At 33.2% G+C, this 18,020-nt stretch carries 19 protein-coding genes; 10 read left to right on the forward strand and 9 right to left on the reverse strand.

Going from position 1 to position 18,020, the window contains the following annotated elements:
* Positions 1 to 216 precede the first annotated feature (216 nt).
* Positions 217 to 2,013: a translational GTPase TypA gene (gene typA, locus BLT80_RS12085; protein ID WP_092468314.1), complete on the reverse strand. Its 1,797-nt coding sequence runs from the start codon at positions 2,011 to 2,013 to the stop codon at positions 217 to 219.
* Between the two features lie 210 nt (positions 2,014 to 2,223).
* Between typA and BLT80_RS12090 the strand changes: the two genes are divergently transcribed.
* The 3 genes from BLT80_RS12090 to BLT80_RS12100 all read left to right on the forward strand — a co-directional run bounded on the left by BLT80_RS12090 (position 2,224) and on the right by BLT80_RS12100 (position 4,034).
* The gene (locus tag BLT80_RS12090) at positions 2,224 to 2,583 is read left to right on the forward strand and encodes a hypothetical protein (protein WP_092468317.1); all 360 of its coding nucleotides are present in this window, start codon (positions 2,224 to 2,226) and stop codon (positions 2,581 to 2,583) included.
* A gap of 158 nt (positions 2,584 to 2,741) precedes the next feature.
* Positions 2,742 to 3,554: a 3-deoxy-8-phosphooctulonate synthase gene (kdsA, locus tag BLT80_RS12095; protein ID WP_394331391.1), complete on the forward strand. Its 813-nt coding sequence runs from the start codon at positions 2,742 to 2,744 to the stop codon at positions 3,552 to 3,554.
* A gap of 6 nt (positions 3,555 to 3,560) precedes the next feature.
* Complete coding sequence (locus BLT80_RS12100; RefSeq protein ID WP_092468321.1) at positions 3,561 to 4,034, forward strand: GNAT family N-acetyltransferase; 474 nt, start codon at positions 3,561 to 3,563, stop codon at positions 4,032 to 4,034.
* A 33-nt stretch (positions 4,035 to 4,067) separates the two neighbouring features.
* On the opposite strand, the gene BLT80_RS12105 is transcribed toward BLT80_RS12100, so the two are convergent.
* A complete protein-coding gene (locus BLT80_RS12105) occupies positions 4,068 to 4,670 on the reverse strand; it encodes a DUF1684 domain-containing protein (protein ID WP_092468323.1) in 603 nt (200 codons plus the stop codon).
* 238 nt (positions 4,671 to 4,908) lie between these two features.
* On the opposite strand from BLT80_RS12105, the gene BLT80_RS12110 reads away from it, so the two are divergent.
* The 3 genes from BLT80_RS12110 to BLT80_RS12120 are packed head-to-tail and all read left to right on the forward strand — an operon-like array spanning position 4,909 to position 7,474.
* On the forward strand, positions 4,909 to 6,120 hold the full coding sequence (locus tag BLT80_RS12110) for an MFS transporter (protein WP_092468325.1): 1,212 nt from the start codon (positions 4,909 to 4,911) through the stop codon (positions 6,118 to 6,120).
* Complete coding sequence (locus BLT80_RS12115) at positions 6,117 to 6,494, forward strand: VOC family protein (protein ID WP_092468327.1); 378 nt, start codon at positions 6,117 to 6,119, stop codon at positions 6,492 to 6,494. The genes BLT80_RS12110 and BLT80_RS12115 overlap by 4 nt, the downstream gene beginning before the upstream one ends.
* A gap of 8 nt (positions 6,495 to 6,502) precedes the next feature.
* On the forward strand, positions 6,503 to 7,474 hold the full coding sequence (locus BLT80_RS12120; RefSeq protein ID WP_092468329.1) for a YpdA family putative bacillithiol disulfide reductase: 972 nt from the start codon (positions 6,503 to 6,505) through the stop codon (positions 7,472 to 7,474).
* 36 nt (positions 7,475 to 7,510) lie between these two features.
* Here BLT80_RS12120 and BLT80_RS12125 read toward each other — a convergent pair whose 3' ends face one another.
* On the reverse strand, positions 7,511 to 7,954 hold the full coding sequence (locus BLT80_RS12125; protein ID WP_092468332.1) for an Lrp/AsnC family transcriptional regulator: 444 nt from the start codon (positions 7,952 to 7,954) through the stop codon (positions 7,511 to 7,513).
* Between the two features lie 117 nt (positions 7,955 to 8,071).
* Between BLT80_RS12125 and BLT80_RS12130 the strand changes: the two genes are divergently transcribed.
* Positions 8,072 to 8,467: a hypothetical protein gene (locus tag BLT80_RS12130; protein WP_092468518.1), complete on the forward strand. Its 396-nt coding sequence runs from the start codon at positions 8,072 to 8,074 to the stop codon at positions 8,465 to 8,467.
* Between the two features lie 4 nt (positions 8,468 to 8,471).
* On the opposite strand, the gene BLT80_RS12135 is transcribed toward BLT80_RS12130, so the two are convergent.
* From BLT80_RS12135 to BLT80_RS12150, 4 genes are all read right to left on the reverse strand, one after another.
* Positions 8,472 to 9,086: a DEAD/DEAH box helicase gene (locus BLT80_RS12135; protein WP_092468334.1), complete on the reverse strand. Its 615-nt coding sequence runs from the start codon at positions 9,084 to 9,086 to the stop codon at positions 8,472 to 8,474.
* Between the two features lie 54 nt (positions 9,087 to 9,140).
* Positions 9,141 to 9,680: a sigma-70 family RNA polymerase sigma factor gene (locus tag BLT80_RS12140; RefSeq protein ID WP_092468336.1), complete on the reverse strand. Its 540-nt coding sequence runs from the start codon at positions 9,678 to 9,680 to the stop codon at positions 9,141 to 9,143.
* Positions 9,681 to 9,925: 245 nt separating this feature from the next.
* Positions 9,926 to 10,399, reverse strand: coding sequence for an OsmC family protein (locus tag BLT80_RS12145; RefSeq protein WP_092468338.1), 474 nt, complete (start codon positions 10,397 to 10,399; stop codon positions 9,926 to 9,928).
* A 137-nt stretch (positions 10,400 to 10,536) separates the two neighbouring features.
* Positions 10,537 to 13,950 carry a methylmalonyl-CoA mutase family protein gene (locus tag BLT80_RS12150; RefSeq protein ID WP_092468340.1) on the reverse strand — a complete coding sequence of 1,138 codons (3,414 nt, stop codon included), beginning with the start codon at positions 13,948 to 13,950 and terminating at the stop codon, positions 10,537 to 10,539.
* A 145-nt stretch (positions 13,951 to 14,095) separates the two neighbouring features.
* Between BLT80_RS12150 and purU the strand changes: the two genes are divergently transcribed.
* The 3 genes from purU to BLT80_RS12165 all read left to right on the forward strand — a co-directional run bounded on the left by purU (position 14,096) and on the right by BLT80_RS12165 (position 16,119).
* Positions 14,096 to 14,950, forward strand: coding sequence for a formyltetrahydrofolate deformylase (gene purU / locus BLT80_RS12155; protein WP_092468342.1), 855 nt, complete (start codon positions 14,096 to 14,098; stop codon positions 14,948 to 14,950).
* Between the two features lie 161 nt (positions 14,951 to 15,111).
* Entirely contained in the window at positions 15,112 to 15,822 is a 711-nt protein-coding gene (locus tag BLT80_RS12160; RefSeq protein WP_092468344.1) for a DUF4197 domain-containing protein, read from the forward strand.
* 99 nt (positions 15,823 to 15,921) lie between these two features.
* Complete coding sequence (locus BLT80_RS12165) at positions 15,922 to 16,119, forward strand: Lacal_2735 family protein (RefSeq protein WP_092468346.1); 198 nt, start codon at positions 15,922 to 15,924, stop codon at positions 16,117 to 16,119.
* A 156-nt stretch (positions 16,120 to 16,275) separates the two neighbouring features.
* On the opposite strand, the gene BLT80_RS12170 is transcribed toward BLT80_RS12165, so the two are convergent.
* Together BLT80_RS12170 and pyrF are read right to left on the reverse strand one after the other, a co-directional pair.
* Positions 16,276 to 17,058 (reverse strand): ABC transporter substrate-binding protein, encoded by a 783-nt coding sequence (locus BLT80_RS12170; protein WP_092468348.1) that lies wholly within the window; start codon positions 17,056 to 17,058, stop codon positions 16,276 to 16,278.
* A 104-nt stretch (positions 17,059 to 17,162) separates the two neighbouring features.
* Complete coding sequence (gene pyrF, locus BLT80_RS12175; protein WP_092468350.1) at positions 17,163 to 17,972, reverse strand: orotidine-5'-phosphate decarboxylase; 810 nt, start codon at positions 17,970 to 17,972, stop codon at positions 17,163 to 17,165.
* Between the last annotated feature and the right edge of the window lie 48 nt (positions 17,973 to 18,020).

An 18,020-nucleotide genomic window follows, 5' to 3' on the forward strand; every position in this document is an offset into this window, starting at 1 on the left:
CTCCTTCACAAACGCATCCCATTCTGGTTGTAAATCAGGTTGATATTTTTTTACTGAGAAAATAATCTTTACTTTTTTGAATTCGTGACTAAAGTAAATAAAAAACTATTAGTTCAGTTTATTTGTAAGGGCTTATTGTTTAAAATGATTGCAAAAAAAAGAGAAACACTTTTCAGTGTTTCTCTTTTTAAAACTATATGTTTAATAAATTTTAGATTAAAATTTATTACGTTTACGATCTACCTCTTTTAAGAAAATCTTACGCAATCTTAAAGAGTTTGGAGTTACTTCAACATATTCATCTTTCTGAATATATTCTAAAGCTTCTTCTAAAGAAAATTTAATTGCAGGAACAATCTTAGCTTTATCATCTGCTCCAGAACTACGTACATTACTTTGCTTTTTAGCTTTTGTAATGTTTACAGACATATCATCTTGACGAGAGTTCTCACCAATAACTTGACCTTCGTAAATGTTTTCACCTGGTTCAACAAAGAACTTACCTCTATCTTGTAATTTATCAATTGAGTAAGGAATCGCTGTTCCGTTTTCCATAGAAATTAAAGATCCAGAAATACGTCCAGGAATATCACCTTTATAAGGCTGGTATTCTTTAAAACGGTGTGCCATAATTGCCTCTCCAGCAGTTGCTGTTAATAATTGGTTACGTAAACCAATAATACCACGAGAAGGGATCATAAACTCACAAATCATTCGCTCACCTTTAGTCACCATACTTAATAACTCACCTTTACGCTTCGTTACAAACTCTACAGCTTTACCAGAAACAGTTTCAGGAAGATCAATAGTTAATTCTTCAATTGGCTCACATTTAACACCATCAATTTCTTTAATGATTACTTGTGGTTGTCCAATTTGTAATTCATAACCTTCACGACGCATCGTTTCGATTAATACCGATAAGTGTAATACACCACGACCAAAAACCATAAACTTATCAGCACTACCAGTTTCACCTAACTTAAGAGCTAAGTTTTTCTCTAATTCTTTTTCTAAACGATCTTTTATGTGACGAGACGTTACATACTTTCCATCTTTTCCGAAGAAAGGAGAATCGTTAATTGTAAACAACATACTCATTGTAGGTTCATCTATCGCAATAGATTTTAAACCTTCAGGGTTTTCTATATCAGAAACAGTATCTCCGATTTCAAATCCTTCAACACCAACAAGTGCACAGATATCTCCAGTTTCAACGCTTTGAACTTTCTTACGTCCTAAACCTTCAAAGATAAAGACTTCTTTAATTCTACTTTTTACTATTGAACCATCTCTTTTTACTAAAGCGATTTGTTGTCCTTCTACAATATTTCCTCTTTGTACACGACCAATTGCAATACGACCTGTAAAAGAAGAGAAATCTAATGATGTAATTAACATCTGCGTTGTTCCTTTCTCAAATTCAGGAGTTGGCACATGCTCAACAACCATATCTAATAACGGCTCAACATTTTTAGTTTCATTTCTCCAATCATCACTCATCCAGTTATTCTTAGCAGAACCATAAACGGTTGGAAAATCCAACTGCCATTCTTCAGCACCAAGCTCAAACATTAGATCAAAAACTTTTTCATGTACTTCATCTGGAGTACAGTTTTCTTTATCCACTTTATTGATAACTACACAAGGTTTTAAACCTAAATCAATCGCTTTTTGTAATACAAATCGTGTTTGTGGCATAGGACCTTCAAAGGCATCTACCAATAACACAACTCCATCAGCCATATTTAATACACGTTCTACTTCACCTCCAAAATCGGCGTGACCCGGTGTATCAATGATATTAATCTTAGTATCCTTATAAACAACAGAAACGTTTTTAGAAGTAATTGTAATACCTCTCTCACGTTCTAAATCATTGTTATCTAGAATTAAGTCTCCTGTATTTTCGTTTTCACGAAACAATTGACAATGGTACATAATCTTATCAACCAATGTTGTTTTACCGTGATCGACGTGCGCAATAATTGCAATATTTTTAATCTTAGTCATAACTGATGCTAATTTTTAAGCGTGCAAATGTACGGCTAATTCTCGTTTTTTCGTTAATTATATGTTATAATTTTATTATCAAATAATTTGAAGTCGTATCTTACGTTATATTATTGATTCACAGCGTAAAGCCTACCCTATAAAATCAATCGCTAATTGGGCTATTATAACTGCGTTTTGCAGATTAATCTGAACCCTAAAAATTAACAGATGAACACTCTTAGCAAATACACCAAATTTATTCCTTACCTCTATTTTTTGTCGGTAATTGTATATTGGTTTACAACTATTAATAAAATTGAAGGCATTTCTGCTTATCCTATATTATTGTTTAGTATTCCGTTTTTATGGCAACTTTTTAAACCTAATAAAAAATTAAATTTTTCTTTAGGGATTATATTTGTTTGCTTGTCTTCTTACCTAATTTTAGCTTATTTATTTGATCTACTTAATATTATTCATTGGACAGAAACATCTAAAAAACTTTTATTTTACGGTGGCCTTTTAGTTGTTGGTAATTTTGTGATGTCACTCTGGATTGTTAGAAACAGTATTAAGAAAGAATTTTAATTGAAGACAAAAAAACTGATTCATAATATCTAGAAAATCTTGCACAACTTTGCAAGAACACAAAGATTCCGTTTTTGAAACTTAATATCCAATAATCAAAGTTTCATCTAAACATACATAATCGTATCTTTGTACCTTAACCATCTAAGTCTAAAATTTTGATTACAGTTCCAAAATTAAAACATACCCAATCCGATAACTTTTTTTTACTATGTGGTCCTTGTGCTATTGAAGGTGAGGATATGGCATTACGTATTGCTGAAAAAGTCATGAAAATTACTGATAAGCTTGAAATTCCTTACGTATTTAAAGGCAGTTTCAAAAAAGCTAACCGCAGTAGAATAGATAGTTTTACAGGTATTGGAAACGAAAAAGCATTAAAAATTCTAAGAAAAGTTTCTGAAACTTTTGATGTACCAACAGTAACTGATATTCACGAAGTATCTGATGCTGCAATGGCTGCAGAATATGTAGATGTATTGCAAATTCCTGCGTTTTTAGTGCGACAAACAGATTTAGTTGTTGCAGCTGCAGAAACTGGAAAAGTGGTTAATTTGAAGAAAGGACAATTTATGAGTCCTGAAGCCATGAAACATGCCGTTCAGAAAGTAAAAGATGCTGGTAATGATAAAGCATGGATTACAGATAGAGGAACGATGTTTGGCTACCAAGACATGATTGTAGATTTTAGAGGTATCCCAACAATGCGTCAATATGCACCAACGGTTTTAGACGTTACACACTCATTGCAACAACCTAATCAAAGTATTGGTGTTACTGGTGGACGACCTGATATGATTGAAACGATTGCCAGAGCTGGTGTCGTAAACAACATCGACGGCTTGTTTATTGAAACCCATTTTGATCCTGCAAATGCAAAAAGTGATGGTGCCAATATGTTGCATTTGGATAACTTGGAAGGTTTGTTGACTAATTTAGTCGCTATTAGAAAAACTATCAATAATTTATAGAAAAAATTGAACAAATCAATAGAAATAAATACTGCCACTCTAGACGATATTCCAGAAATCACTTCCCTTTTTAGAGACACTATTATTCATATCAACAAAAAACATTATTCTGAAAAACAGATTAGTGTATGGGCTTCTGGTGCTGATGATATTGAAAAATGGGAAGAACGTCTCACTAAACTCTATTTTATTATCGCTAAAATTGAACATACCATTGTAGGTTTCGCCTACTTAAAAAATGGCAATTATTTAGATGGGTTATTTGTTCATAAAAATTATCAACGCCAAGGCATAGGTTCAAAATTATTGCGAATTATAGAATCTCAAGTCATGATGAATGACTTTGAAGTGCTAAAATCTGACGTCAGTAAAACAGCGTTGCCATTTTTTGATAATAAATATTTCGAAGTTCTAAAAAAACAAAATAAGATTTCTAAAGGTGTTAGCTTTGAAAATTACTTGGTAGAAAAGGAATTTTAATCAAACAATTTCAAAGCAAAAAAAGCTGTAGTACTAGTGATTTTTAAAAGCCATTACTCCCGCTTCAACATCTAAATCAACATAATTAACTCTTGGAACAATTGGGCAAGAATACTTCTCGTTATAAGCACATAATGGATTGTATGCTGAGTTAAAATCAATTTCTATTGTATTGCCTTCCGGGATTTTTAAATCGATATAGCGTCCGCCGCCATAGGTTGAAGCTCCATTGGTATTATCTAGAAAAGGCAAAAACAGATAGTCTTCAAAACCTTCCGTTTGCATAAGTTTTTCTCCTTGGTAAACATTCAATTGATAAGATTCACCCTTTAATTCAAAATTTAAAACCCCTAAAACACGCTCTGTAGATAAACGATCTGTACTCGTTTTCATATCAAACCACTCGCTATTTGGAGTACGCTTTAAAGTGGCAGTAACAACAAAAGCAGAATCATAAGGAAAGAAATCTAAACCGTCAAATACCTTTAAATCCTTTGCTTTTAAAGGAGACTTTGAAGCATCCTTAAACTCGGTATTCATCTTTCTCTGAAATGGAGTTTCATCAACAATCATCTTTTTATTTTCGGTACAACCAAACGAAAAGATTACCAAAACAAATAACATCAAATTCTTCATTTCAAATTAATTTAGAAATCAAAAATACAATATATACCAATTTTATTGTAGATTTGGGTAAGTAATAAAAGTAAAACAATGCTACAAAACAAAAGATATACAAAGCAAACCTGTGTGATTTCTACGGAAACTGTTCGGACGCATTATCTATTGTAGCTATACTCATATACTATTAAACAATATTTAAAAGTCCGACGTCAACGTCGGACTTTTTATTTTTATAACCACCACAAAAAAAATGAAAACTTTATTTAACAATTACCTAAACACCTTTAAAGGACTTTCGAAAGAAGTTTGGTGGCTTGCCCTAATTACATTTGTAAATAGAGCTGGCACTATGGTTATTCCTTTCTTAACATTATACTTAAAGGATGATTTAAAATTTTCAGTTGAAAATGTAAGTTGGATAATGGCTGCTTTTGGTTTAGGCTCAGTGGCAGGAGCATGGATTGGCGGCAAACTTACAGACAAAATAGGCTATTATAAGGTTATGGTAAGAAGCCTTCTAAGTACAGGAATTCTATTCATAGCCTTACAATTTCTAAATACGTTTGCCAGTCTCTGTATTGGTATCTTTTTAGTGATGCTCGTTGCAGACACTTTTAGACCTGCCATGTTTGTAGCGATGAGTGTGTATAGTAAACCAGAAAATAAAACCAGATCCGTTACTTTAATTCGCTTAGCCATAAACTTAGGTTTTTCTGCTGGTCCAGCAGTTGGAGGACTCATCATTACAACTCTAGGCTATAGTGGTTTATTTTGGGTAGATGGCATCACATGTATACTCGCTACAATTTTACTTATTAAAGTTTTAAACCCGAGAGTAGCACAACCTATTGATAACATTATTATAGAGAATCCTATCTCAATTTATAAGGATAAACCGTTTTGGATTTTCTTTGTGGCTATGGTATTATTTGGAATTATATTTTTACAATATTTTTCTACAATGCCTTTATATTATAAAGAAATACATGGCTTATCTGTGTTACAGATTGGAATACTACTCGGTCTCAATGGCTTTTTTATTTTCTTGTTAGAAATGCCCTTAATAAAATGGTTAGAACAAACCAAACATTCAAAAATAGGATTAACTCTTGGAGGCCTCATTCTAACAACATTAAGTTTTTATTTACTTAATTTAACGTCGTGGATTGGTATACTCGCTATAGGCATGTTGTTTGTGACTGTAGGTGAAATGATTGGATTTCCGTTTTCTAATGCCTTTGCAATGGATAGAGCAAAAAAAGGAAAATCGGGAGAGTATTTATCTATGTATGTTATGGCTTTTGCAATAGCTAATGTCTTTGGACACAGTGGAGGTTTAAGATTAGTAGGAAGTATTGGTTACAAAAACACTTGGTATATTATGGGAGGGCTTGGACTATTAGGCATCGTACTTTTGCTATATTTAAAAAGGGTACTAAGATCTAAAAATGAATTAACATGAATCTAAATCAGGTGACTATAGCATCACTAAACGTTGAAAAAGCCGTTGTATTTTACAAAATCCTAGGCCTAAACTTAATTGTAGATGCTTTACCAAGATATGTACGGTTTGAATGCCCAGATGGAGATTCAACATTTTCAATTCATAATGTTGAAGAACTTTCCGAAGAAAATAAGATCACTTTATATTTTGAAGTTGAGAATCTTTCTACAACCGTTTCAGAATTAAAGCAAAAAGGTATTACTTTTAAATCTGAAATTTTGGAACAGTCTTGGCTTTGGAATGAGGTACACTTAAATGATCCTGATGGGCACTCTATTATCATTTATCACGCAGGAAAAAACCGTAAAAACCCACCTTGGAGACTAAATTAAAACAATAAATGGAATCAATTAATAATGACATTATAATAATTGGAGCAGGACCAATAGGAATCGCCTGCGCCTTAGAATGCAAAAAACGAAACTTGAATTATGTTATACTCGAAAAAGGAGCTTTAACCAACTCATTATTTAATTACCCGTTAAACATGACCTTTTTTTCAACATCTGAAAAATTAGAGATTAATAACATTCCTTTTATTAGCAACAACCCTAAACCAACACGGAACGAAGCTTTAGAATATTACAGACGTGTTACCACATCTAACGCTTTAAATATTAACCTTTACGAAACGGTAATAGACATAAATAAAACACCAAACGGATTTAAAATTCAATCGGATAAATCAATATACAATGCTAAGAAAATCATTATAGCTACCGGGTTTTATGACATCCCTAACCTCTTAAACGTTGAAGGAGAAGATTTAGCAAAAGTGTTTCATTATTATAAAGAAGCACACCCTTTTACTTTACAAGATATTGCCGTGGTAGGCGCAAGTAATTCGTCGGTGGATGCAGCATTGGAAATTTATAGAAAAGGAGGCAACGTTACCATGATTATAAGAGGCGATGCCATTGGCGAACGTGTGAAATATTGGGTAAGACCAGACATTATAAACCGAATTGAAGAAGGTAGTATTAAAGCTTATTTTAATTCTGAAATTAAAGAAATTAGACCCTCTGAAATAATTATAAACACACCGAATGGTGAAAAAACGTTAGCTAATGATTATGTTATAGCATTAACAGGCTACAGACCAAATTTTAAGTTTTTAGAAAAAGCTGGTGTTCAATTTTCAGCTGACGGCAAATCCATTCCTAATTACAATTCAGAAACGATGGAATCTAACGTTAAAGGTCTTTATTTGGCTGGAGTCATTTGTGGAGGAAAGGAAACGCACAAATGGTTTATTGAAAACTCTAGAGTACATGCTAAAATAATTGGGAACCACATAGAGCAAACTCTATAAAAGCACATTGATAAATCTAGGCTAACTAAGATATCATCACTTTACAGGTTTAACTTCACTGTATTTTATTACATGAGATAGTACAATTTGGGTCTTAGTTTCACCATAGCTTATTAATTGATCTATAAAGACCTCTAAATGCTTCTGATTTTTGAGCACCACTTCCATGACTATATTTTCGTTACCTGTAATACGATAGCAATTTACCACCTCATCATATGTTTTAACCTTCTCTAAAAAAGGTTTTAACATGCCCATAAACGCTCTAAGCGTAATTAAAGCCTTGAGTTGATAACCCGCTTCAAACGGAGACACAAATGTTGTATAACCTTGAATAATTTCGGCATCCTCCATTTTTTTTATACGTTCGGAAACGGCAGGAGAAGTTATACCAACACGTCTCCCTATTTCTGCATTAGACATGCGTGCATTTTGCTGCAAGCACTTTAAAATCTTCCAATTTAAATTATCAATACTCATCTAAAGAAAATTAACTAAAAAAACATAAAATCTAAAGTAAATATACGAAATTGCTTTAATTATTAAAGTTGACTTTGAATTTTAGTGCTTAATTTCGTCTTAATTGCTATTGAAATTATGAGTTATCACCTACCATCTCATTTATCTGATTTGCCTATTTACCAAAAGGCGATGGATATAATTGTACTATCTCGAAGTATATCGACTTATCTTAACCAAGATTTGGCGTATTTAAATGCTGATGGTACTGAAGATAATCACATTTATTTTTCAGGAGATATTGTTCAACAATCTACAAATCTTGCTCCTCAAATTATTAGCGTAGAACGCGAAAGCTGTTCAGACAAAAAAAGCAAGCATTTAGAAAGTTTAGATCGCCTAACCACACGTCTATACAGCAATTGTAGAAGGTTAGAAAAATCGAACAGTAATGGCAGAGATTATTTACCTATTCTTCGTGGTGAATTAAAAAAGTTTAGAAAATTACAACGTACTTGGATGTTGACGCTTTAAGTCCTTATTTTTTCTCAACCAGTTGCGCATTACTCATAAAGGAGTTTTGATAATTCTTAATTTTAGAACTCATGGCATCTGCAATAATTACAAATTGGCATTTACCAACACTTTCTGATAAGCGTAAAAGAAGATTATAGATATTGTTTCTACCTAAATAATCGGCATCTTCAATAACAAATAATTGAGTTTCCCCTAAATGAATGCCATTTAAGAAATACAATTTACTCAATCTAGCAGGAGTAGCAATCACTATATCTTGTCCGTAATATACTTCTGTTTTTTGCTTTTCAATATCATATTCATCATAAAGCGCATAAACTCTTAAATCTGTGTTTTTAGTAAAACGCTCAAATTCATCCTTTAAGGCTAAAGCATCAGCTTTGTCTTTTACTGTGATGATAGCTCTTGGTGAATCTTCAAACGCCTCTGCTTTTAATTTATGAATGGTTGCAATTATTAGTGCTGTAGTTTTACCACTTCCTTTAGGAGCAATTACATAAGCATCAGAACCACCTTTTAATACTGGAAGTACTTTTTTCTGAAACGGATTTGAAGTTTCATAACCGGCATTTTCTAAAGACTCTTTTAATAAAGGATGTAATTTTTTGAAAGACATGTGTGCATTTTTTAATAGTAAATTAAAAATTTACTAATGGCTGCAAAGATACCATTAATGACAGACTTTACAGTCTGCTTTGTCTTGTATTTCTCCAACTAAATGACCTTCTTCATTCATTTTAAAGCCACAGCAATCCATAAATCCTTGTGCAATCTGTTTTCTTGCACGCTGAATTTGAGATTTTACCGTTGGTAATGAAAGGTGTAATTGATTAGCGACCTCTTGTTGTTTTAAGCCTTTAATATCAGATAGAAACAAAGGGTCTCTATATTTTTTAGGTAAGCTTTTTATAATACCTCTAAGACAATCTTGCTCAGAATGTTCACTAGGTTCTGGCTCTGATTCTATTTCTAAATCGTCCACAGGAAACTCTTTTTTATTTTCTCTAAAGTAATCTAAAACTGTATATCTAGCGATTGAAAACAACCATGATTTCAGTTTGTCTTCATCTTTTAGCGTGTGAAGCTTTGTATGAACTTTCATAAAGGTTTCCTGAAGAATGTCTTCTGTAACTACAGGATTCTTTACTTTACTCAGAATAAAGCGTCTTATGTCTTCTGCATATAGTCCCCAAACATCTTTTGTAGTCATACTCTAAATTAATTAAAATTAGTTCGGACACAAAACTTTGAATCCGAACTAACACTAATTTAACAATTGCAATTTGTACATGTACAGCTATTACAAGTACAGTCAAAACAATTTCCTTTTGCGCAACCATCACAGTCACATATGCATTCTTTATTTTTCATGATATCTATTTTTTATGTTCATATAATAGAAGAGAAAGTTTCAAAAAAGATGCAAAAAAGATGAGAATATTTATTGAAGTTGAACTATTTAACCAATATCAGTGCTTTGTGAGCAATTGGAAAGTTGCAAGAATTGGCTATAAAGCATAAGCTGTTTGCTTCTATATGTAACCTTAGCGCTAATTCTCTTTGATTAACATCCTTTATAGTCACAACAGGTTTTAATCTCACCGTTTTAAAACTTCCGCTTCCAGAAGCATTAACTTCTAAATCACCTTCTGCATGATCTGTATAGCTTAAGACTTCAATATTATTTTGAGCACAAACGTATAAGTAAGACATCATATGACACGATGTTAAAGCGGATAACAATAAATCTTCCGGATTGTATAAGGCATCGTCACCTCTAAAGGGTTTCGCTGCTGACACTTGTAATGGTGTTGCTTTGCTATCTATTAACACCTCATGATTCCGACTGAAGGTTCTAGGGTTTAGCGTGCTTTGACCTTCATTTATGTTCCAATTTACAGTGGCTTTAAAAGTGTGTTTGATAGACATATTGTTTTTATTGAATATAAAAAAGCGTTTCAGGCTGAAACGCTTATTTATCTTATTATTATTTATTGAGACTCAAAAACCAGTTTGGGATAAGCGATTCGCACACTTTTTACGAAAAGTAAAAAGTGGCTCTCTGCTTACATGTTTCGTCTATACTGTCCCCCTACTTCAAATAAAGATGACGTAATTTCACCTAAACTACATACTTTACACACTTCCATTAAAGCTTCAAAAATGTTTTCGTTGTTTATGGCACGTTGTTGTAAATCTTTCAACAATGCTGTTGTATCATTTGCTTCATGAAGATTCGCTAAGGTTTTAATCTGGAATTGCTTCTCTTCTTCTGTTGCTCTAATCACTTCCGCCGGCACAACTGTTGGAGACCCCTTACTACTTAGGAACGTATTTACTCCAATAATTGGGAATTTCCCGTTGTGTTTTAAGGTTTCATAATACAAGCTTTCTTCTTGTATTTTACTACGCTGGTACATCGTTTCCATAGCACCTAAAACACCACCTCTTTCTGTAATTCTGTCGAATTCTAAAAGTACAGCTTCTTCTACTAAATCTGTTAACTCTTCAATAATAAAAGACCCTTGTATTGGGTTTTCGTTTTTATTTAATCCTAATTCTTTATTAATAATCAACTGAATTGCCATGGCACGTCTAACTGATTCTTCAGTTGGAGTTGTAATAGCCTCATCATACGCATTAGTATGTAGTGAGTTACAGTTATCATAAATTGCGTATAAAGCTTGAAGCGTTGTACGAATATCATTAAAGTCAATTTCTTGCGCATGTAAACTACGCCCAGAGGTTTGAATATGATACTTCAACATTTGTGCTCTTGCATTGGCGCCATATTTGTGCTTCATGGCTTTTGCCCAAATTTTACGTGCTACACGACCAATTACAGCATATTCCGGATCGATTCCGTTTGAGAAAAAGAACGATAGGTTTGGACCAAATTTATTGATGTCCATACCACGACTTAAATAATATTCCACGTATGTGAAACCATTGGATAAAGTCAACGCTAATTGCGTAACTGGATTGGCTCCTGCTTCAGCAATATGATATCCAGAAATTGATACTGAATAGAAGTTACGGACATTATTCTCAATAAAATACTCTTGAACATCTCCCATTAAACGCAATGCAAATTCTGTAGAGAAAATACAGGTGTTTTGCGCTTGATCTTCTTTTAAAATATCTGCTTGAACCGTTCCTCTAACTTGAGCAATGGTATTGGTTTTTATTTGGGCATACACATCTGCTGGTAATACTTTATCTCCTGTAACACCTAATAACATCAACCCTAAACCATTATTTCCTTCTGGTAGCTCTCCATTATAAGACGGACGCTCTTTGCCTTTATAAATTTTAGCAATTTTAGCTTCTACTTCTTTTTCTAGTCCGTTTTCTTTAATGTAAAACTCACATTGTTGGTCAATGGCCGCATTCATAAAGAACCCTAATAACATTGGCGCAGGACCATTAATAGTCATACTTACCGAGGTCATTACATTGGCTAAATCAAAACCAGAATACAGTTTTTTAGCATCGTCTAAACAACAAATACTAACCCCTGCATTACCAATTTTACCATAAATATCTGGTCTTAAATCTGGATCGTTTCCGTAAAGTGTTACACTATCGAAAGCAGTAGATAAACGTTTTGCTGGTAAACCTGCACTTACATAGTGAAAACGTCTGTTAGTACGTTCTGGCCCACCTTCTCCTGCAAACATACGTGCAGGATCTTCGCCTGTACGTTTAAAAGGATATAAGCCTGAGGTGTATGGAAATTCTCCTGGGACGTTTTCTTGTAACGTCCAACGTAATAAATCTCCCCAAGCTTGATACTTTGGCAACGCTATTCTTGGAATTTGTAAATGCGATAACGACTCCGAATGTGTTTCGATTTTAATCTCTTTATCTCTTACTTTAAAGCTATAAATTGGATTTTTGTATTTATTAACTTTCTCATCCCAACCAGTAATGACTTCCCAATTGTAAGGATCTAAGTTTAATTTTACACGGTCGAATTCACTAACTAATAGTTTTACAAAATCTTTATTCTCTTCATTAGGCGCTATGGATTCTGAAGCTATTCCTGCTTTATCTAATTCTGGAGTTGCCTCTAAAACAGATTCTAATGTTTTATAAATGCCGTATAATCGCTGAGCCACTTCAACTTGCGCATCTGCGGTTTTATCATAAGCACGATTATTCTCAGCAATTTCAGATAAATAGCGTGTTCTTGATGGTGGAATCACAAAAATCTTCTCGCTCATTTCTTTAGAAATTTCGAAAGTCGATTTTAATTCTGAATTTGCTTTTTCAACCAATTTATCCATAATCGCTTTATAAAGCGTATTCATTCCTGGATCGTTGAATTGAGACGCTATCGTTCCGTAAACCGGTAAATCGTCTTGATGCACATCCCAAAGATTATTGTTACGCATGTATTGCTTTTTCACATCGCGTAACGCATCTAAAGAACCACGTTTATCAAATTTGTTAATCGCTACTAAATCGGCGAAATCTAGCATGTCGATTTTTTCTAATTGTGTTGCTGCACCAAATTCTGGAGTCATAACGTATAAGGCCACGTCCGAATGTTCCATAATCTCAGTATCCGATTGACCGATACCAGAAGTTTCTAAGATGATTATATCGTATTCTGCTGCTTTTAAAACTTCAATAGCTTCGTTTACATATTTTGATAAGGCTAAGTTAGACTGACGTGTTGCCAAACTACGCATATACACTCGTGAATTGTTAATCGCATTCATACGAATACGATCTCCTAAAAGTGCACCTCCTGTTTTACGCTTAGAAGGATCCACAGATATTAAACCAATAGTTTTTTCCGGGAAATCAATTAAAAAACGACGAACCAGTTCATCGACTAAACTCGATTTACCAGCTCCTCCTGTTCCTGTTATTCCTAAAACTGGTGTTTTAGATGTTTTATTTTTTATATGAATTTTGTCTAATGTCGCTTTTGCAACTTCTGGAAAGTTTTCTGCAGAAGATATCACTCTAGCAATTGCTTTTGGATTTTTAGTAGGAAGTATATCTACTTCGTTACTTAATGAATCTCCAATAGCATAATCTGATTGTTGAACCAAATCGTTAATCATGCCTTGTAAGCCAAGTGCTCTTCCATCGTCTGGAGAATAGATTCTGGTAATCCCATAATCCATTAATTCTTTGATTTCTTCGGGAAGAATAACTCCACCTCCACCACCGAAGATTTTAATATGACCAGCTCCTTTTTCTTTCAGCAAATCATACATGTATTTAAAATACTCATTGTGCCCCCCTTGGTAAGAGGTTAATGCAATGGCATTAGCATCTTCTTGGATCGCGGTATTCACAACTTCTTCTACACTTCTATCATGACCTAAGTGAATAACTTCAACTCCAGTCGATTGAATGATACGACGCATTATATTTATAGCAGCATCGTGTCCATCAAAAAGTGATGCGGCTGTGACTATACGTACTTTATATTTTGGTTTATAAGGTGCAACTTGTTCCATTCTTAAAAATCTTGCTTATTTGAGTCGCAAATTTAAGGAATATTCAAAAATCTAAGGCAATAATCATCAATTATCTAAAACGCAGAGAAAGTGGCAATGGCACACAATTTTAATTACTTTTATCAACTCATTCAAGATTAGTTTTATGCATAAAATCACATTACTTATTCATTGCGCAGATCAACCGAATATTATTGCTTCGGTGACTACTTTTATGGCTTCAAACGATGGAAACATTGTTTATATCGATCAGCATGTCGACAGAGAGCAAAATATCTTTTTTATGCGATTGGAATGTGAATTTGCATCAAGCTTGTTTTCACTTGAAAAATTCAAACACCTATTCAATTCTGAATTAGCCGAGAAATTTCAATTGAAGTGGAAAATATATTCTGCTGAAAGGAAACCAAAAATGGCACTATTTGTCTCTAAATACGATCATTGTTTGTATGATATTTTAGGCCGCTATAATTCGGGTGAATTATTTCTTGAAATCCCATTCATTCTGAGTAATCATCTCGATTTAAAACCAATTGCCGATAGTTTCAATATTCCGTTTTATCATGTGCCTGTTACAAAAGCGACAAAGCATGAAGCGGAACAAAAACAATTAGAACTCCTAGAATCTCATAATATAGATTTTATAGTATTAGCGCGCTATATGCAAATTGTTTCTGAAACATTAATTGATAAATACCCTAATAGGATTATCAATATTCATCATTCGTTTCTACCTGCTTTTGTCGGAGCAAAACCTTATCATTCAGCATACAAACGCGGTGTAAAAATTATTGGCTCTACAAGCCATTATATCACTGAAGAATTAGATGCCGGACCAATTATAGAACAAGATGTGGCACATGTGTCTCATACCTTTTCGATTAAAGATTTAATAGCAAAAGGACGCGATTTAGAAAAAATCGTTTTATCTAATGCTATTAAACTTCACGCCAATAGAAAGGTTATGGTCTATAATAATAAGACCATCATCTTCTCTTAAATACTAATTTACAAATACGAATTCAACTTAAAAACAACTATTAAGTGACTATTACCACGTAATGGTGTCTATATAATAAGTTGAGATATCTATTTTAGGGCTAAAACTTGAAGTTTTTTTACCTATATAAATTATCTTTGCCAACACTAAAAACTTAAATGATGATTAAAAGACTTTTTGCCCTACTAATTATTTTCAATTTAACAGCTTGTGCTGAATTACAGCAAGTTGTCGATTCTTTACCACAAGGAACTGGTGGTGTTTTAGGTAATGCTGATATTGCAGCCGGATTACGAGAAGCCTTAGACACAGGTATTGAAAAACAAGTAACTAAATTGACCGCAGAAGATGGTTTCTTTAAAAATGAATTGGTAAAAATCGTTTTACCAGAAGAATTACAGAAAGTAGATAGCGCACTTCGTAAAATAGGATTAAGCAGTTTAGCTGATGAAGGTTTAAAAGTACTTAACAGAGCTGCTGAAGATGCTGTAGCTGAAGCGACTCCAATTTTTGTAAATGCAGTAAAAGACATCACTTTTGATGATGCCAAGAACATTCTTTTAGGAGAAGATGACGCTGCAACATCATATTTAACATCAAAAACGCAAACGGAATTATATAGCAAGTTTAAGCCTGTTATTAATAATTCGTTTAGCAAAGTGGGTGCTGATCAAATCTGGTCTAACCTTATCACTAAATACAACAATATTCCTTTGACCAATAATGTGAACCCTGATTTAACGGACTACGTAACACAAGAAGCTTTAAAAGGTGTTTACACTATGATTGCTGTTGAAGAAAAAGAGATAAGAACAAAAGTATCTTCTCGTGGTAGTGATTTATTAAAAAAGGTCTTTGCTTTACAAGACTAAATCAACATTACTCTAAAGGTTTTGTTATTTTTTAATAAAAAAAACATTTATTCTAGCTAAATTTTAGTAATTTACTAAGGTATTTATTAAAATTTAGCAGTGAGTAATTCAGAAAAAATATTAAAGAAAAGAACAAAGCTTAGGAAAAAGTATACGCAACTTATAGAAGATGCCTATAATTTAAGACAGACAGATCACGCATTAAGTGACTTCTCTGAATATAAAGCTACTAAAGTACTTTATAAAATTAATAAGTTAGGGTTTGTTGTGCATAACTCAGAAGCTCAAGCCAATTAAATCCTAACTTATTTAATTACACTTAATTATACCCTAACGTTCTCTTAACTTCTAAACTAAATAAACTCACCATCTTTGCAGAGCAAAAGATTGAGTTAGTTAGATCTTAAATTAGTTAGAAGTCGATATTGTAGTTAGGTATCGACTTTTTTGTGTTTAATTATGAAGTGTTTGAAAATAGCTATAAGACTTCTGTAAGCGACTACCATACCAAGAAAACAATTCACCATCAACTATTTTTATAGTCTTCTCTGGAAATTGAGCTTTCAATTCTAAAACATGTTCTTCTTTAAACGGAAAAGGTTCGCTAGAGAGAAAAATGAGGTCCGCTTCTTTTAATTTTGGATTACTTAAGTCGACTTCCGGATAACGTTTATCATCTTTAAATACATTTACAAAACCAGCTTCTGTAATCATAGCATCTATAAAATTCTCTGATGCCGCAACCATCCAAGGTTTTTTCCATATGAAATAAGCCACTTCTAACTTATCTGTATTTTGAAATTGAAGTTGAAATGCTTCGCGGTCTAATTGAAGATTGGCTACTAAAGTTGACGTTGTCCTTTGAACATTAAAAATCTCCCCATACATGTTAATGAGCTCAAAACAATCATCGAGATTATAAATATCACTTACATGAATTGGAGCAATAGCTTCTAAACTTTCAATAATCTCTTTAGTATTTTCTTCTTTATTACAAAGAATAATATCAGGACGAAGCGCTTTTATTTTTTCAATATTGATTTGTTTTGTACCACCAACAACAGCTTTAGACATTCTAAGATGCTTCGGATGTACACAAAACTTAGTGACACCAACAATTGAAGATTCTAAACCTAAATCTACCAATAATTCGGTTTGAGAAGGCACCAAAGATATGATGCGTTTGGGTGTTTTTTTGAGTTGAATTTCTCGTTTAAGTTGGTCGATATATGTCATTATGAATACTTTGGCTTTGCTCAGTAAAAGCTGAGTACAGCAATCTGTTTAATTATAATTCTGTTTCAAGAGATTCCCACGTCCTACGTCCTCAGAATGACAGTTCACAATTCATCAGCCATCTGTAGTTGTAATTCTTTAGCTTTTTGAGCTGCAGCTTCTGCAAAATCCTCATCTTGAGATGCATAAATTATGCCTCGAGATGAATTAATTAATAAGCCAACAGAACTATTCATACCATATTTACAAACCTCTTGAAGATTTCCGCCTTGCGCACCAACACCAGGTACTAACAAAAAGCTATCTGGGATAATTTTTCTAATATCAGCTAAAAACTCAGCTTTAGTAGCACCAACGACATACATTAAGTTTTCAGAATTGGTCCAAGATTTAGACGTTTCTAAAACCTGCTTATACAACTCTACTCCATCAACCGACCTTGTTTGAAAATCAAAAGCTCCTTCGTTTGAAGTTAAAGCTAAAAGTATGGTGTGCTTGTCCTTAAAAGCTAAAAAAGGCTCTACTGAATCTTTTCCCATATAAGGTGCAACAGTAACACTATCAAAACCTAAATCTTCAAAAAATGCTTTAGCGTACATCGTACTTGTATTCCCAATATCTCCACGTTTCGCATCTGCAATCGTATAAATTTCAGGATGATTGTCGTTGAGATAGTTGATTGTTTTTTCTAAAGCTTGCCAGCCTTTTATACCGTAAGCTTCGTAAAATGCTGTGTTGGGTTTATAGGCAACACAAAGATGATGTGTCGCATCAATAATAGCCTTATTAAAAGCGAAGATGGGATCTTCTTCTTTTAATAAATGCTTTGGAATTTTATTTAAATCGACGTCTAATCCTATGCAAAGGAAGGATTTCTTTTTATGGATCTGGGCTGTTAGTTGTTGTATTGTCATTTTTTAGGAAGTCATCTATAATTTACCATTACAAAAATAAACAAAGTA

This window comes from Winogradskyella thalassocola (assembly GCF_900099995.1).
Lineage (GTDB): Bacteria > Bacteroidota > Bacteroidia > Flavobacteriales > Flavobacteriaceae > Winogradskyella > Winogradskyella thalassocola.

Excerpts from the sequence above, each read along its gene's own strand:
- BLT80_RS12130 (WP_092468518.1), top strand. The coding sequence starts at position 8,072 with ATGAGTTATCACCTACCATCTCATTTATCTGATTTGCCTATTTACCAA.
- BLT80_RS12115 (WP_092468327.1), top strand. The coding sequence starts at position 6,117 with ATGAATCTAAATCAGGTGACTATAGCATCACTAAACGTTGAAAAAGCC.
- BLT80_RS12145 (WP_092468338.1), bottom strand. The coding sequence starts at position 10,399 with ATGTCTATCAAACACACTTTTAAAGCCACTGTAAATTGGAACATAAAT.
- BLT80_RS12140 (WP_092468336.1), bottom strand. The coding sequence starts at position 9,680 with ATGACTACAAAAGATGTTTGGGGACTATATGCAGAAGACATAAGACGC.
- typA (WP_092468314.1), bottom strand. The coding sequence starts at position 2,013 with ATGACTAAGATTAAAAATATTGCAATTATTGCGCACGTCGATCACGGT.
- BLT80_RS12105 (WP_092468323.1), bottom strand. The coding sequence starts at position 4,670 with ATGAAGAATTTGATGTTATTTGTTTTGGTAATCTTTTCGTTTGGTTGT.
- purU (WP_092468342.1), top strand. The coding sequence starts at position 14,096 with ATGCATAAAATCACATTACTTATTCATTGCGCAGATCAACCGAATATT.
- BLT80_RS12120 (WP_092468329.1), top strand. The coding sequence starts at position 6,503 with ATGGAATCAATTAATAATGACATTATAATAATTGGAGCAGGACCAATA.
- BLT80_RS12110 (WP_092468325.1), top strand. The coding sequence starts at position 4,909 with ATGAAAACTTTATTTAACAATTACCTAAACACCTTTAAAGGACTTTCG.
- BLT80_RS12150 (WP_092468340.1), bottom strand. The coding sequence starts at position 13,950 with ATGGAACAAGTTGCACCTTATAAACCAAAATATAAAGTACGTATAGTC.
- pyrF (WP_092468350.1), bottom strand. The coding sequence starts at position 17,972 with ATGACAATACAACAACTAACAGCCCAGATCCATAAAAAGAAATCCTTC.
- BLT80_RS12125 (WP_092468332.1), bottom strand. The coding sequence starts at position 7,954 with ATGAGTATTGATAATTTAAATTGGAAGATTTTAAAGTGCTTGCAGCAA.
- BLT80_RS12170 (WP_092468348.1), bottom strand. The coding sequence starts at position 17,058 with ATGACATATATCGACCAACTTAAACGAGAAATTCAACTCAAAAAAACA.
- BLT80_RS12090 (WP_092468317.1), top strand. The coding sequence starts at position 2,224 with ATGAACACTCTTAGCAAATACACCAAATTTATTCCTTACCTCTATTTT.
- BLT80_RS12160 (WP_092468344.1), top strand. The coding sequence starts at position 15,112 with ATGATTAAAAGACTTTTTGCCCTACTAATTATTTTCAATTTAACAGCT.
- BLT80_RS12135 (WP_092468334.1), bottom strand. The coding sequence starts at position 9,086 with ATGTCTTTCAAAAAATTACATCCTTTATTAAAAGAGTCTTTAGAAAAT.